The 14819-nt window shown below is 47.7% G+C and carries 14 protein-coding genes; 4 read left to right on the top strand and 10 right to left on the bottom strand.

The window, feature by feature from the left end; all coding sequences use genetic code 11:
• Positions 1-30: 30 nt before the first annotated feature.
• The 3 genes from LU290_RS02285 to LU290_RS02275 form a co-directional block, all read right to left on the bottom strand.
• Complete coding sequence (locus LU290_RS02285; RefSeq protein ID WP_277808951.1) at positions 31-864, bottom strand: inositol monophosphatase family protein; 834 nt, start codon at positions 862-864, stop codon at positions 31-33.
• 129 nt (positions 865-993) lie between these two features.
• Positions 994-1449 carry a hypothetical protein gene (locus LU290_RS02280; RefSeq protein ID WP_277808950.1) on the bottom strand — a complete coding sequence of 152 codons (456 nt, stop codon included), beginning with the start codon at positions 1447-1449 and terminating at the stop codon, positions 994-996.
• Between the two features lie 15 nt (positions 1450-1464).
• The gene (locus LU290_RS02275; protein ID WP_277809536.1) at positions 1465-3621 is read right to left on the bottom strand and encodes a 1-deoxy-D-xylulose-5-phosphate synthase; all 2157 of its coding nucleotides are present in this window, start codon (positions 3619-3621) and stop codon (positions 1465-1467) included.
• Positions 3622-3815: 194 nt separating this feature from the next.
• On the opposite strand from LU290_RS02275, the gene ribA reads away from it, so the two are divergent.
• The 3 genes from ribA (at position 3816) to LU290_RS02260 (ending at position 6094) form a co-directional block, all read left to right on the top strand.
• On the top strand, positions 3816-4421 hold the full coding sequence (ribA, locus tag LU290_RS02270) for a GTP cyclohydrolase II (protein WP_277808949.1): 606 nt from the start codon (positions 3816-3818) through the stop codon (positions 4419-4421).
• Between the two features lie 16 nt (positions 4422-4437).
• Positions 4438-5418: an oxygen-dependent coproporphyrinogen oxidase gene (gene hemF, locus LU290_RS02265; protein WP_277808948.1), complete on the top strand. Its 981-nt coding sequence runs from the start codon at positions 4438-4440 to the stop codon at positions 5416-5418.
• 226 nt (positions 5419-5644) lie between these two features.
• A complete protein-coding gene (locus tag LU290_RS02260; protein ID WP_277808947.1) occupies positions 5645-6094 on the top strand; it encodes a c-type cytochrome in 450 nt (149 codons plus the stop codon).
• 112 nt (positions 6095-6206) lie between these two features.
• Here the strand turns inward: LU290_RS02260 and LU290_RS02255 are convergent, their stop codons facing one another.
• The 7 genes from LU290_RS02255 to LU290_RS02225 all read right to left on the bottom strand — a co-directional run bounded on the left by LU290_RS02255 (position 6207) and on the right by LU290_RS02225 (position 14259).
• Positions 6207-6710 (bottom strand): DUF2726 domain-containing protein, encoded by a 504-nt coding sequence (locus LU290_RS02255; RefSeq protein WP_277808946.1) that lies wholly within the window; start codon positions 6708-6710, stop codon positions 6207-6209.
• Between the two features lie 121 nt (positions 6711-6831).
• Positions 6832-7920 carry a LysM peptidoglycan-binding domain-containing protein gene (locus LU290_RS02250; protein ID WP_277808945.1) on the bottom strand — a complete coding sequence of 363 codons (1089 nt, stop codon included), beginning with the start codon at positions 7918-7920 and terminating at the stop codon, positions 6832-6834.
• A gap of 145 nt (positions 7921-8065) precedes the next feature.
• Complete coding sequence (locus LU290_RS02245; RefSeq protein WP_277808944.1) at positions 8066-9388, bottom strand: bifunctional folylpolyglutamate synthase/dihydrofolate synthase; 1323 nt, start codon at positions 9386-9388, stop codon at positions 8066-8068.
• Between the two features lie 131 nt (positions 9389-9519).
• Complete coding sequence (gene accD, locus LU290_RS02240; RefSeq protein WP_277808943.1) at positions 9520-10413, bottom strand: acetyl-CoA carboxylase, carboxyltransferase subunit beta; 894 nt, start codon at positions 10411-10413, stop codon at positions 9520-9522.
• Between the two features lie 161 nt (positions 10414-10574).
• Positions 10575-11402 (bottom strand): tryptophan synthase subunit alpha, encoded by an 828-nt coding sequence (trpA, locus tag LU290_RS02235; RefSeq protein WP_277808942.1) that lies wholly within the window; start codon positions 11400-11402, stop codon positions 10575-10577.
• A gap of 180 nt (positions 11403-11582) precedes the next feature.
• Positions 11583-12968, bottom strand: coding sequence for a phosphate acetyltransferase (gene pta / locus LU290_RS02230; RefSeq protein ID WP_370688539.1), 1386 nt, complete (start codon positions 12966-12968; stop codon positions 11583-11585).
• Between the two features lie 103 nt (positions 12969-13071).
• On the bottom strand, positions 13072-14259 hold the full coding sequence (locus LU290_RS02225; protein WP_277808941.1) for an acetate/propionate family kinase: 1188 nt from the start codon (positions 14257-14259) through the stop codon (positions 13072-13074).
• Positions 14260-14518: 259 nt separating this feature from the next.
• Between LU290_RS02225 and lptM the strand changes: the two genes are divergently transcribed.
• The gene (gene lptM / locus LU290_RS02220; RefSeq protein WP_277808940.1) at positions 14519-14665 is read left to right on the top strand and encodes an LPS translocon maturation chaperone LptM; all 147 of its coding nucleotides are present in this window, start codon (positions 14519-14521) and stop codon (positions 14663-14665) included.
• Positions 14666-14819: the final 154 nt, after the last annotated feature.

Genomic DNA, 14819 nt, shown 5'->3' with positions numbered 1-14819 from the left:
GATTCATGACAGGATTAGATCAACACCCCATCAATTGATTAAGGCGTTTTCCCAAGTCGGAATGACCAACTGCATGAGCGGTTTTAGCAATTTGACATTACATGCAAATATCGAGCCTGTCGTCATCGCTTGACTTGCACCATGATGATCCACGACCACGCCACGAGATTCGGTGACGATCAGCTCGCCTGCTGCGATGTCCCAAGGCTTGATGCTCATCTCAAAATAGCCATCAAAACGACCTGCCGCCACATAGCAAAGATCAAGCGCTGCCGAACCTGTACGGCGAACCTGACCGCCATTTTCACATACAGCCTGCAAACTGGCAAAATGCTGACGAGCAAAGCTGGTGCGAGTCTCGCCAACCATACGCTCATAAGGGTGCCCTGTGGTAAACAGACCGCCTGCGATGGTTTTGCGGTCGGAAACCGTCAAACGGCGTTGGTTCAATCTGGCACCACGACCACGGCTGGCAGTAAATAGCTCATCACGCACAGGGTCATAGACCACGCCATGCTCGGTGACGCCATTTTTTTGGACGGCGATGGACACGCAAAAATGCGGTACGCCATGCACAAAGTTCTGCGTGCCATCCAAAGGATCAATGATCCAGCACCATTCTGCATCCATGCCCTTGCCTTCTTGCAAGCCAAACTCTTCGCCCAAAAATGAGTGATTTGGATAGCTTTCTTTTAATAAAGAAATGGTCAGCTCTTCGGCATAACGGTCAATTTTGGTGACTAGGCCATCAATACCCTTAGATTCTACCGCCAAATCAACACGATGACGATTTTCATGAGCTCGCAAAATCTCATGACCTACTTTTTGTGCTACTTGTGATGCAATCACCACCATCGGTTCCATAATTCACCTACCAGATTCATGTTAAACAGTTAAATAATCGGTTTTGCACTCGTCATGCAAACAAACGATTATGATACACCAAAATAGCCAAAATTACCACGACTTTTAATGAGCTCTTGACAGATTTCACTACTTGCAATTCACAAATTTTAGCTTTTCAAAAGTAGATAATGCCAAATCATTATCAGCAAAAGCCAATTCTATTTCATGGTCAAGCTGATTATACACATTGAAAAACTGCACTTTTTTACCATCAACTTCCAAAACAACTGAAGGGGTGGTGGGTTGTGACTTCCTAATACTATCGTCTTTAATTTGAATGAAAAGATTAATATTGCCATCAATCAAATCATCATCAATCAGCTCAACACTTTCAAAGGCATTTCGTCGTAGCAACGGCATACTAGATACAATCATATCTTGAAAGTCACTACTCGTACCAAGCTCCAAAACCTCATACAAATTATAATCCACTGTTTGTACAAGATGGCAATAATCAGGATTAGACATTTTAGGCGAGCCGTTTATTTGCTGACAAGCCACAAGACAAATCGCCAAACCTAATAAAACAGAGACTTTCATCATTATTCATTCCTGATTTTAATTGATAAATTTGGTTAAACTCTCCAAAATCCCTTTCTCATCAATCCCACATTCTGCCAACTGTTCAGCGTGCGAGCCGTGGGCGATGAATTTGTCGGCAATGCCAAGCTGTTTTATCGGTAAAGTTATGCCTGCGCTTGCCAAATATTCGCCCACCGCAGAACCCGCTCCACCCATGATTTGATGTTCTTCAAGGGTTGCGATGTGGGTGGCGGTTTTGGCAAGTTTGTCAATCAAGGCAGTATCAAGAGGCTTAACCCACCGCATATCACAGACGGTAACCGAGACATTTTCAAGTTTTTCTACCGCTTTTAAGCCGTCCGCCAAGCGAGTGCCGAAGTTAAACAGTACCAAATGTTTGTTGCTGTTTGTTTGTATGGTTTTTCGTTCGTCCTGAGCTTGTCGAAGGACATCAGAAAAACCGTCATGGTTTGACTGGCTCACCACGAACGGTTTTTCTTGACCGCTTTGCCAAACAATTCGCCCTTTGCCGATTTCAAACTTTTCATCAGTTTTGACAATCTCACGCCCCACGCCTGCCCCTCGTGGATAGCGAATGGCACTCGTTCCTTGATAATCATAGCAAGCGTTTAATAGCTGATAGCATTCGTGTTCATCACTTGGCGTGGCGATGATGACATTTGGCACGCATCTTAAATACGCCAAATCAAACACGCCTGCATGAGTCGCTCCGTCCTCGCCCACAAGCCCCGCTCGGTCAATGGCAAAGGTAACATCTAACTTTTGCAAGGCGACATCATGAACAAACTGATCGTAGCCTCGCTGCAAAAAGGTGGAATAAATCGCCACCACAGGTTTGAGTCCGCCTGTCGCCATACCGCCAGCTAAGGTTACGGCGTGCTGTTCGGCAATCGCCACATCAAAAAACTTGGCAGGATAACGCTTGGCAAATTCCACCATGCCAGAGCCTTCGCACATCGCAGGCGTAATGGCAACGAGCTTGGGGTCATCGCCTTTATCCATGAGCCACTCCCCAAAAATGTCCGAGTATTTTTTGGCGGTAGGTTTATCGGTCTTAGGCGTGTCGGTTTTTGGCAGCTTGCCAATGGCGTGGTATTTGATGGGGTCGGCTTCGGCAGGTGCAAAGCCCTTGCCCTTCACTGTATGCACATGAATCAGCACCGCCCCTTTGAGCTGTTTGGCTCGTTCAAAGACTTGCAACAGCTTTGGCAAATCATGCCCATCAAAAGGTCCTAGATAAGTAAAGCCAATCGCCTTAAACAAATTATCAGGGAAAATGTGGTCGTTCAATTTTTCGGCAATTTTGTCCGATAGGGGCATGGGCGGAGCGTTTTTGCCAAGCAAATTACCGATATTTTGCACAAGGTTTGTCCCCAGTTTGGCAGGGATTTTCTCCAAAGTCTCTTTGGCGTCCGTTGCCATGTGCAGATAATGACGCACTCGGCGGTCATCGGTGCTAATCTCTCGCTTGGTCATCAAAATGTTGCCGTGCTTATCCATGTCAAACGCCAGACCTCGTTGCCAAAGCCTTGCCAAATGACGGCTAAATCCACCAATCGCCTGCGAGATGGACATGTCATTATCATTTAGCACCACTGTCAAATCGGCATTTTGTTGCACCGCATCGTTCATCGCCTCAAATGCCATACCCCCCGTCATCGCCCCATCGCCAATGATGGAGACGACTTTACGGTTTTCGCCCAAAATACGGCTGGCAAGGCTCATACCCAGTCCTGCTGAGATGGAAGTTGAGCTATGCCCCACGCCAAAGGTGTCGTACTCGCTCTCACCCCGCTCAGGAAAGGCGGTCAAGCCCTGCTTGCTACGAATGCTGGGCAGTTCGTTTTTACGCCCTGTAAGCACTTTGTGTGCATACGCCTGATGACCCACATCCCAGACAAGTTTATCATAAGGCGTGTCATACATGGCGTGCAGAGCAACGGTCAGCTCCACCACACCCAAATTCGCCCCAAAATGTCCGCCACTTTGACCGACCGACCACAGCAAATATTCACGCAGTTCATCCGCCAAAACGCACAGCTCATCAGCATTTAGCGACTTTAAATCACAAGGCAAATCCACACGGTCAAGCGTGGGCGTGTGCGGGCGAGCGGTTGGTATGGTGGTAAAAGTTTTGGGTTGGTGGCTTGGCATGGTGGCAGAAGTTGGCATTAGGCTATGTTCCAAGTTTTAATTCTTTAACGGTTATCTTTAAAAAGTCGTGTTAAGTTTATGACAATTTTTGGGTTATAATAAGCATTCGACTTTTGGCGAATGGCTTATTTTACAAGATAGCCTTTTAATTTGCCATAGTAGCACCATTTAATTCACAAATTATTCACAATTTACCAGATTTGGGGAACATTTTGTACCAATTTGTCAGCAAGGCCAATCTCCCTACCGTGCATGGGGATTTTGTCATTCATGCCTTTGAAAACGAACACGGTCAAGAACACATTTTGCTCTCGCACGGCCTGCCTTGCGATGACACAGATATCATTCCGCTCATTCGCATTCATTCGGAGTGTTTGACTGGCGATGCGTTTGGCTCGCTCAAATGCGACTGTGGCCCACAATTAAACTTTGCCATGAAACAAATCATCGCTCACGGCTGTGGGGCGATACTCTACTTACGCCAAGAAGGGCGTGGGATTGGGCTGGTCAATAAAATCCGTGCCTACGCCCTACAAGACCAAGGACACGACACCCTAGAAGCCAATCTCATGCTGGGACTACCAGCGGACGCTCGCACTTATGAGATGTGTGAAGTGATGTTAAAATCAGTCGGCATTACAAAAGCCAAACTTCTCACCAACAACCCCAATAAAGTGAGTGGCTTAACCGAGCTTGGCATTGACATCGTGGAGCGAGTGCCATTGATAGTCGGCGTAAATCCACACAATGAAGACTATCTGGGGATAAAAGGCGAGAAAATGGGGCATTTTATCCAAAAACAAACCGACAGCCACTAATTTATGGACAAAACATATGAACAACACGAACGATTTTTACGCATTTGAAGACAAACTTGCCAAAGTTCGCCAATTTTTATTGAACTTGCAAGCACAAATTTGCCAAGCCTTAGAAGCCCAAGAATCCGCAGGCGGTGTTGATGGCGGTAGCGATGCCAAATTCGTCATCGACGACTGGGAGCGAGCCGAAGGTGGTGGCGGTCGCTCGTGCGTCCTATCAGACGGACAAGTCATTGAAAAAGGCGGCGTGATGTTCAGCCACATTCACATCAACAAACTACCGCCATCAGCATCCGAACGTTATCCGACACTGGCAGGGGCAAAAGCTCAAGCAATGGGCGTATCCTTGGTCATTCACCCAAAAAATCCGCACATTCCCACAAGCCATGCCAATGTGCGACTGTTTGTGGCACAGCCAAATGATGGCGGCGCGCCGATTTGGTGGTTTGGCGGTGGGTTTGATTTGACACCCTTTTATCCCAACTTATCCGATGTCGTCCATTGGCATAAGGTCGCTCATGAGTTATGCCAACCTTTTGGCGAAGAGATTTACCCAAAATTTAAAACATGGTGCGATGACTATTTTTATCTAAAACACCGCAATGAATGTCGTGGCGTGGGCGGTCTGTTTTATGATGACATCAACACCGCCACCACAGGCTGGGATTTTGAGAAGTGTTTTTCGCTCATGCAAGCGGTCGGTCTGGGCTATCTGGACGGCATTTTGCCCATCTTTGACAATAACAAACACAAAGCCTACACCGCCGATGAACGAGCGTTTCAGCTTTATAGACGGGGACGCTATGTGGAGTACAATCTCGTCTATGACCGTGGGACGATTTTTGGTTTGCAATCCAACGGACGCACCGAATCCATCTTAGTCAGTATGCCGCCGCTGGCAAGCTGGGCGTATCGCTACGAACCACAGGCAGGCACTCGTGAATTTGAATTGACCGACTTTTATCTAAAACCAAAAGACTGGCTGGCTTTGGCTTGACATCACACCACACCACAAAGCTCAATCGATGAGCATACACATCAGCCAGCGATGATGTGTCAATGCGTGAGAAAAGTTACCAGAAGTTTGAGCAGTCTTTTTAGATTGTAACAATCCGTGCGTGATGATTGAGTATTGACAACGAGTGTGCTATATTTGCTGTATCTTGCGCCATTTGGGATTTAATTTGTCCGATGGCGCATTTAGCCACCCTAATGAGGAAGCCATGAAATCATTTAGCAAAGTAGTCGCTGCATTTGCTATATCAGCCTTGGCGCTGACAGCGTGTAGCTCAAAAACCCAAACCGCCGACGACATCAAAGCTCGTCAAGACATCATGCAAGACTGGCGCATTTCTAGCGACATCATGAAAGGCATGACCGAAAAGCCTGAGACCTTTGATGCCGCTGCTTTCAAAGAACAAGCCGACAGCATCAAGGCGAGCACCGACCATGTTTGGTCGCATTTTGCTGACGCTGCCAATAAAGGCAAAGCCCAAGATGCCGTATGGTCAGACGCTGCTGGCTTTAAGGCAAAAGCAGACGAATTCAATGCCGCTGCCACTGCCCTGTCTGACGCTGCTGCCAACGCTCAATCTGCCAACGATGTCAGCGCCCCACTAGGCAAGCTTGGCGAAAGCTGTGGTTCATGCCACAAGGCTTATAAGCAGCCTTAAACTTGCTTTAACAATAAAAACCACGCCCTATTTGCGTGGTTTTTTTATGCTTGCTAATTTATGATTTTGGGCAGTGCGTGGATTTGTCTATGAAATTAAACGCCATCAGACATCAGCCAAATTGTCTAAGCACTTCAATCACATCCATGCGCACCATCTCAATGCTTGGCATCTTTTCGGCATGAAAACGCATGATGGGTATGCCTGCACTTGCCAAAGCTTTGTCTTTTTTGGCGTCTTGTTTTTGGCGTGCTTGCGACTCGTGTGTCCAGTCGTCCAGCTCAATGGCAGCCAGTACCGTCTGGCAGTCTTTATCAATCAGCACAAAATCCACGCTCTGACGACACACTCTATTGAACCAAAATTGACGGTCTCGTCCCGCTTCATCGCTTGGCTCAATGATTCTGGATAATTGCACCTGACTGAAAATCAAATACTCAGGCAAGGCAAGCTGTAATTTTTTAAAAAACAGCACCTCGCTATCAGTCATGATTGGCATCGGCTCAAACGGCCAAATGGCAAGCTCATCACCCTTGACCGCCTTTTGTTTGGGTCTTTTAAACCAAATAATCAGCGCAAGCAGCACCACACCAAGACCAATCACCAGCTCAATCATAGCACCCAAACCCCCAAATCAAATAAAAAATCAAATAAAAAAATCAAAATAATTCAAAGACATAAAAAACACGGCATGATACCGTGTTTTTTATCATTTGCCAAGTCTGGATAAAAAAGCATTATTTTTCCAGCTTTTTCACCCACGCACCACTGGCATCGACTCGACCGTCTTTGGCAAGCTTTTGTTTGAGTGCGTTTGCCTCATCATAAGAATTTGCCGAGCCGATCAGCACACGAGTACCACGAGAAGTCTGACTGGTGCTGACCTGATAGCCTGCCGCACGGTACTTTTTGACCATCTCATCGACTTTGGCTTTGTCAGGCGAGATGGCGACTTGCACGCTGTAATTATAGGCAGAATTTGTGCTGCTTGCAGGCTTTTTCTCATCGGTCTTGGCAGGCTTTTGAGCATTGGTTTGCTTTTGGCTGCGCTCGATTTTGGCTACCTCAGACGCACTAGGAATGTTGATGGTGCGACCCAATGGCAAAGCGTCATTACGGCTCATGTTATTGGCTGCTGCCAATGCCGAAACAGGGACGCCATAGGTGCTAGACAGTCTAATCAAAGTATCGCCCTGCACCACCGTGTGCTTGCCCTTGGCGGTGTTTTGTGCTTTATTTTGAGACTTGCTTTGGTCAGTCTTTGCTTTTTTGGTGTCTTGCTCTTTTTTGGATTCGGCTGCTTTATTGTCAGCAGTCTTAGTGCTTTGTGCCTCTTTGGCTTTTTGTTCGGCAAGCTGTTTTTCTTGAGCCGCCTTTTGTTCGGCAGCTTTCTTCTGCTCAGCCGCTCTTGCCGCCTCCACCGCCTCTGGGCGAGTCTGCACCGCAGGCACAGCGATCAGCTCGCTTTTAGAGGCACTGTCGGCGCTGATCTGCGTGCTTGATGTCGGATTCGCCTCTTGCTTGGCTTTGTCCAGCGCCAGCATACGAGCTTGCTCTTGCTCATTTAAGAGCGCATCAGCCTCTTTGGCGAGCTGCCGATTATAAATCTCTCGCTCTCGTTGCTTTTGTGCCAGCACCTTTTCTTCGGTCGCCACATCTGCGGTCAAAGGCACCGCCACAGGTCGTGCGACCGTCTGCGTCTCCTTGACAGGCTGCTGCACGCTGTCGTCTGGCTTGGCAGATTTGTTGTTTTGCGTCATGGCAAAAATCGTTACCACCCCACCCAAAAGCAATGCCGACCCTAAAATTATTTGTTTTGCAATCATAAAGCACCATCAATTTGTCTGTCATGCTGAACAAATCAAAATCATAAAATACAAACCGATAAAAATACAATTTTTATAACGCCTTGTCAATCCAACAATAAGCGCGCCAAGCGTTTGTTTACAATATCACAACAATCTTGGCGGTTTAATTCAATGCCGTCAGCACTTCGCCCACCGTGTGAAACGAACCAAACACCAACAACAAATCCTGCTCGCCACTTGTCGCCACCGCCCCAGCACTTGCCGCCGCCAGATTCTCATAAGTGATGATATTCGCCCCATCAAGACGCTCATTGACCAACGACAAAATCTCGGACAACGGCATGGCTCGCACATGGTCAATGGCGGCAATGTGCCAAGTGGCAATCTTAAACGCCCCATCGTTCATGCTCGCCTGCAACAAATCCAGCACCGAGCCGATGTCCTTATCACCCAGCATAGAAAAGACGACATGGAGCTTGGCGGCATTGTGCTTGGCTTGATGATGCTGCCAATAAGGAATGAACTGCTCCAACAAAAAACCCATGCCATGAGCGTTATGCGCCACATCAAACAACCACTGACGACCTGCAAGCAAGCGATGATCAAACCGCCCAGCAAGCGACACTTGGTTTAGCCCATAAGCAATGGCGTGCGGAGCAATCTCCAAAGACGATGCCAATACCGCACTGACTGCATTGACCGCATTCATCAGCGATAATTTAGGCTTGGGCAAATGAAGCGTAATGGCAGGCGATGAATATTGCCAGCCGTCTGCCTGCTCGCTAAATTCATAGGCACGACCCAGCTGATAAGCATACGCCTGATTGTTCTGCACCACTTCAAAGACGCTGTTTGGTAGCTGTCTTGCCCCCAAAATCGCAGGAATATTAGGGCGGATAATCCCTGCCTTTTCAAAGCCAATTTTCTCAATATCATCGCCCAGCCAATCCACATGGTCAATGCCAACATTGGTAATCACCGCCACATCAGGATCAATGATATTGACCACATCAAGTCGTCCGCCCAAGCCAATTTCTAGCACCCACACATCACAGGCAGCTTCTTTAAAAATCAAAAAAGCCGCCAAAGTCGTCATCTCAAAAAACGACAAAGACAGACCGCATTCTAAACGCACCTGCTCAACGCTCGCCAACGCACGCACAAGTGTCGGCTCATCAATGCCTATGCCGCCTATCTTGATGCGTTCGGTAAAGCTCACCAAATGTGGCGATTGATACAGTGCTGTCTTATACCCTGCGCTTTGGCAAATCTGGGCGATGGTCGCTGTGGTTGAACCTTTGCCGTTCGTGCCTGCCACCGTAAAGACATAAGGGAGGTGGGTCAAATCTTGTTTTAAGATGCCCAGTTTTTGAGCCACAGGCAGCACACGATCAAGTCCCATATCAATGGCGGAGACATGAATGGATGCGATATATTCTAGCCATGATGATAGGCTGTCGTGTTCGGTGAGCGTGGTATTGTGCATGATTTTCTCATTTTTAACCCATAACAAAAACGCCTGCATTGCAAGCGTTTTTGTTATTATAGCACATTCTTGGCAAAAGATAGAAAAACCTTGCTATTTTTCGGATAAAAATCAAAAAATTTAAGGAAAAATCAAGCATTTGGCAATTTAGCAAGTTTGGTTAAAATGCGATGCACCGTCTCCACCAACTGATGACGATGCACCACCATATCCACCGTGCCTTTTTCTAGCAAAAACTCTGCTCGCTGGAATGGCTCGTCAAGCACTTCACGCACCGTCTGCTCAATCACTCGTTTGCCTGCAAAGCCAATCATCGCCTTAGGTTCAGCGATATGCACATCGCCAAGCATGGCAAGACTTGCGGTAACTCCGCCATAGACAGGGTTGGTCAGCACCACCACATAAGGCACGCCCGCCAGTCGCAGCCGCTCAATCGCTGCCGATGTGCGTGCCATCTGCATCAATGAAAGCAAGCCCTCTTGCATTCTTGCACCGCCAGATGCCGCAAAGCACACCAAAGGCTTGCGTTCGGCTAGGGCTTTTTCGGCAGCCATCACAAAGCGGTCGCCCACCACCGAACCCATGGAACCGCCCATGAATTTAAAATCAAACGCACAAGCGATGAGTTCTAAATTTTTAATGCGACCTTCCATAACCAGCAAAGCCTCGCTCTCGCCAGTCGCCGCCTGCGCCTCTTCCATGCGCTTGGGATAAGGCTTAGAATCCACGAAATTCAGCGGATTGCCTGCAACAAATTCCTGACCCAGCTCCGCACTGACACTGTCAAAAAACCAAGTTAAGCGTTTGCGTGCCGACATGGTCAAATGATGATCACAATCAGGGCAAACATATTGATTAAAAATCAAGCTGGTATTGGTGGTTAAAGAATGGCAATTTGGGCATTCGGTCGATGGCTCGGTCTCCACCGCCGATGGTACGACCACACGATCTTGCTTGATGCCCGGCACGCTGCGTTTTAGCCAAATGGTCGGCTCGCTCGTTGCCATTTCAGCTGGATTTGACATAAATTATCCTTGCTTTTGTATCATTTACAATTTGACATAGTTTACACTTGTATTATTTATTTGGCAAATAAATTTTGTGTCATCAGGCAAATTTATGCCATCTTTTATGCTAATTTATGCCATCTTTATGCTAAATGAGCGGTCAAATCGCACGATCGCCATCAAATACTGTCAATCGCAGCTCGCAATTCATCCATCTTGGCAAGCAAATTGGCACGAGCAGATGCAATCGCCGCCTCATCATCTGCCGCCACGCCTGCAAAGTTTTTGACAAGCTCGCTACCGACAATCACGCCATCAGCCACCGCTCCCAAGGCACGAGCCGACACACCGTCACGAATGCCAAAGCCCACGCACACAGGAATGTCGGTCTCAGATTTGATGATTTGAATCTGACGGCTCACCTCATCCACATTCAATGCTTTTGAGCCTGTCACGCCCTTGACCGAAACATAATAGATAAAGCCGCTGCATTCTTTGATGACCTTGGCACGGCGCTCAGGCTCGGTGGTGGGTGAGAGTAGGAAAATCTGATTGATTGGATTGTCCGTGCGAGTGTGTAGATTTTTTGGAAAATCGCCAGCCTCATACGGTGGCAAATCCACCATCAAAATCGCATCCACGCCAGCCGAAGCACACAAATCGGCAAATTTTTCATAGCCGATGATTTCAATCGGATTTAGATAGCCCATCACCAGAATCGGCGTATGGGTGTTGGTCTTACGAAACTCACGCACCATCTCAATGGCAGACAGCGTACTGGTGCCACGAGCCAAAGCTCGCTCACCAGCATGAGCGATAATTTGCCCATCTGCCATCGGGTCAGAAAACGGCAAGCCAAGCTCAATGATGTCCGCCCCATGCGCCACCAAATCATGCAGCAGCGACACGGTAACGGCAGGGTTTGGGTCGCCTGCCATGATGTATGGGATGAGTGCTTTTTTATTTTGAGATTTTAGGGCTTTAAAAGTAGTTTCAATTCTGGTCATCTTTGATTCTCACTGACATTCTCGCTGATTGACGGTCGTTTGCAAGTGTTGTGACAACACGCCGCATCCAATTTCTTGCGTTGGCATATCATAGCACACAAATGACGCTCGCCGCCATCATGATATTCACATTTAAAAAAATCCCCGTCCATGGACAGGGATTAAAAGTTGAGCCGTCAATCAGCCCTCGATGGCTTGAATCGCCGTCAAAGCGATGGTAAAGACGATGTCATCTACCAAACAGCCACGAGATAGGTCATTGACTGGCTTGTTTAGACCTTGTAGCATTGGACCGACGCTGACCACGCCTGCGGTGCGTTGCACTGCCTTATAGGTAGTGTTGCCTGTGTTCAAATCAGGGAAAATGAACACATTCGCCTCGCCTGCCACCGCTGAATTTGGGGCTTTAGACTTACCCACAGATGGTACGCTGGCTGCGTCAAATTGTAGCGGACCATCGACTTTCAATGTCGGGGCTTTGGTGCGAACGATTTCTAGGGCTTCTTTGACCGTATCCACATCAGGGCCTGAGCCTGAGTTGATGGTCGAGTAGCTGATGAGCGCCACTTTTGGATCAATGCCGAACGCTGTCGCTGATTCTGCTGATTGAATGGCGATTTCGGCAAGCTGTTCTGCGGTTGGGTTTGGATTGACCGCACAGTCGCCATACACCGCCACCGAATCAGGCAGCAGCATAAAGAACACGCTAGATACCAAGCTGTATTCTGGCGCGGTTTTGATCAACTGGAATGCTGGACGAATCGTGTCGGCAGTCGTATGCACCGCACCAGACACCAAACCATCAACATCGCCCACTTGTAGCATCATCGTACCTAGATAAACGGTGTCTTGTAGAGCGGCTCTTGCACCTGCCTCGTCAAGCTTGCCCTTGCGGCGCTCTACCATCGGAGCGACATATTTTTCAATCACAGTGGATGGCTCGATGATCTCAATGCCCTCTGGCAAAGTGACGCCACGCTCGGCAGCCACCGCTTGAATCTTGGCAGGATCGCCAAGTAGCACACACTGAGCAATGCCACGAGATTGGCAAATCGCCGCTGCCTCAATGGTGCGTGGCTCGTCGCCCTCTGGCAAAACGATGCGCTTGTTGGCAGCTTGAGCTTTTTTGACCAAGGCATGACGAAATGCCGATGGCGATAGGTTTGGCTTGCGAGTGCTTGGCTTGACTAGGCTTGCGATGTCGCCATCAGATGAAACCGTGCCAACGACACGCTCGCCAAATTGTGCCTTAGCAATGGCAAGCAAAGCAGCGTCATCACCCACCAAAATCACATCAGCGTCCAATGCCTTTGCCAAATCAAGATTCACTTGGGCGGCATAAGAATGCTGTAAGCTTAAGCCTTGCACCAATTTAATCTCATCAGAGCTTTCATTGACTTTGGCATAAATCAGCTCCAACAAATCATCCAAATTATTGTCAGCAAGATGAGTCTCGAAGGTCTCTTGACCAAATGCCGTCAATGGATTAAAAGCAGTTTTGCCTGTTTTATTTGCCAATGCTTCAAGATTACTCTGTTGCACTGGTACTAATAAAATCGTTGTCATAAGATTTTCCTAGGAAATTTTTAATGAATTTGATTGCTTTATTTTAGATTTTAAACGATGAAAAATCAAAGCAAAAGTTGGGCAAATTCGCCCAACTTTTTTATCACAGACCCAATACCGCACGAGTCTCGCTCATGATTTGGAATTCTTCATCGGTCGGCACTACCCAAAATTCCACCGCAGAATCTGGCGCATGGAATGAGCCTTCTGCACCACGGAACAAGTCTTGGTTCTTTTGTGCGTCAAATTTTGCACCCAAGTGTTTTAGGTGGCTGACAATCTTAGCACGCATGTCGGCGCCATTTTCACCGATACCGCCTGTGAACACCACGCCTGTCAATTCTGGCAAGGCTGCGGTGTAGCTTAGGATGTATTTGGCGACACGATAGGCGAACATGTCTAGGGCAAGCGCTGCGTCGGCATTGCCATTTTTGTCCGCCTCTTCAAGGTTACGCATGTCGTTTGAGACGCCAGAGATGCCAAGCAGACCTGATTTTTTGTTCAAAAGCGTGTCAATTTCGTCAATCGACAGACCAAGCTTGCGATGTAGCATGGCGTGCAGACTTGGGTCCACATCGCCTGAGCGAGTACCCATGATCAAGCCTTCTAGCGGGGTCACACCCATCGAAGTATCTAGGCTTTTGCCGTCATAGATGGCAGTGGCTGAGCAGCCATTACCAAGGTGCGCCACGATCCAGCCGTGCTTGCCGTCTTTTTCAGTCAGCTCGCTTGCACGGTTTGACACATAGGCGTGCGAAGTGCCATGAAAGCCGTAGCGGCGGATATGATGCTCTTCAAAAAGCTCTTTTGGAATGGCATAGCGATAAGCGTGCGCTGGCATGGTCTGATGAAATGCCGTATCAAAAATCGCCACTTGTGGCAACTCTGGGAACAGCTCGTTGATGGCGTGGATGCCCGCTGCGTTCGCTGGGTTGTGCAGCGGTGCAAGGCTGGCAAGTTCTTCGATGTGCGCCAATACTTCATCGTTGATGACGGTGGCTTTGGTGAATTTGTCGCCGCCGTGTACCACACGATGACCCACCGCCACAGGCTTATACTCAGCGATCAGCTCGCCTAGGATGATTTTTAGGGCCTCGGTGTGCGCACCTGAATTTGGGATGTTGATCTCAACTTTTGAGCCATCAAGATTTTTGTGCTTGATGCGTGCGTCGCTGTTGCCCAATGCCTCTGCCAGACCCTCGATGCGAGTCTCGCCATCTTCTGAGATGAGAGCGTATTTTAATGAAGATGAGCCGCAGTTTAGTACCAAAGTTGGGTTGATGAGCGCCATGAGTGTCTCCTTATTTTTTATTTGAAAGTGATCGTTGTTTAAAACAACGATTTGACTGGCATTATAGCAATAAATGCGCCAAAAGTCTTTAGGAAATTGCCAGTTTTTTTGCCGTGTTTTTTCTTTGATAATCATTGGTTTATCATCAATTCATGAAAATTCATTGGTATTTTTACAAAATTTAGGTAAAATGCTTTTGATATTTTTAATATTATTTTAAAAAGCAAAACACCCATAACCAAACCAAAGACCAAACCCTATGAAACACCTGTTAATCGCCACCTTTGTGTGCGCCCTGCTGTCCGCCTGCGGTCAAAAAGGCGCACTGTACTTGCCAAGCACCACCAGCACAGCCGTGACACATGACACGCACACTGAGTCTGCTGGCAGCCCTGACGACTATTGAGCTGATGGCTATTGGGATTGTTAAGCAAGATTGTTAAGATGTCAATTCTTCACAATCATCTAAAATCCTTTAAATCAAATAGATAAAAACCTAACCGTCTTATAGCCACGACTTTATATTTTAAGACAGATTTTAAGACAGACCGAGACAAGAT

It is taken from the genome of Moraxella nasibovis (genome assembly GCF_029581575.1).
Taxonomy (GTDB): Bacteria; Pseudomonadota; Gammaproteobacteria; order Pseudomonadales; family Moraxellaceae; genus Moraxella; species Moraxella nasibovis.
Note: the sequence above shows the minus strand (reverse complement) of the source record. Positions and strands in the feature narration are given on the sequence as shown.

What these genes read in the sequence shown, in the direction of transcription:
- hemF (WP_277808948.1), top strand. Translation starts at nt 4,438, where the DNA reads ATGAACAACACGAACGATTTTTACGCATTTGAAGACAAACTTGCCAAA.
- trpA (WP_277808942.1), bottom strand. Translation starts at nt 11,402, where the DNA reads ATGACCAGAATTGAAACTACTTTTAAAGCCCTAAAATCTCAAAATAAA.
- LU290_RS02285 (WP_277808951.1), bottom strand. Translation starts at nt 864, where the DNA reads ATGGAACCGATGGTGGTGATTGCATCACAAGTAGCACAAAAAGTAGGT.
- LU290_RS02245 (WP_277808944.1), bottom strand. Translation starts at nt 9,388, where the DNA reads ATGCACAATACCACGCTCACCGAACACGACAGCCTATCATCATGGCTA.
- LU290_RS02280 (WP_277808950.1), bottom strand. Translation starts at nt 1,449, where the DNA reads ATGATGAAAGTCTCTGTTTTATTAGGTTTGGCGATTTGTCTTGTGGCT.
- LU290_RS02250 (WP_277808945.1), bottom strand. Translation starts at nt 7,920, where the DNA reads ATGATTGCAAAACAAATAATTTTAGGGTCGGCATTGCTTTTGGGTGGG.
- LU290_RS02275 (WP_277809536.1), bottom strand. Translation starts at nt 3,621, where the DNA reads ATGCCAACTTCTGCCACCATGCCAAGCCACCAACCCAAAACTTTTACC.
- LU290_RS02225 (WP_277808941.1), bottom strand. Translation starts at nt 14,259, where the DNA reads ATGGCGCTCATCAACCCAACTTTGGTACTAAACTGCGGCTCATCTTCA.
- lptM (WP_277808940.1), top strand. Translation starts at nt 14,519, where the DNA reads ATGAAACACCTGTTAATCGCCACCTTTGTGTGCGCCCTGCTGTCCGCC.
- LU290_RS02255 (WP_277808946.1), bottom strand. Translation starts at nt 6,710, where the DNA reads ATGATTGAGCTGGTGATTGGTCTTGGTGTGGTGCTGCTTGCGCTGATT.
- LU290_RS02260 (WP_277808947.1), top strand. Translation starts at nt 5,645, where the DNA reads ATGAAATCATTTAGCAAAGTAGTCGCTGCATTTGCTATATCAGCCTTG.
- pta (WP_370688539.1), bottom strand. Translation starts at nt 12,968, where the DNA reads ATGACAACGATTTTATTAGTACCAGTGCAACAGAGTAATCTTGAAGCA.
- accD (WP_277808943.1), bottom strand. Translation starts at nt 10,413, where the DNA reads ATGTCAAATCCAGCTGAAATGGCAACGAGCGAGCCGACCATTTGGCTA.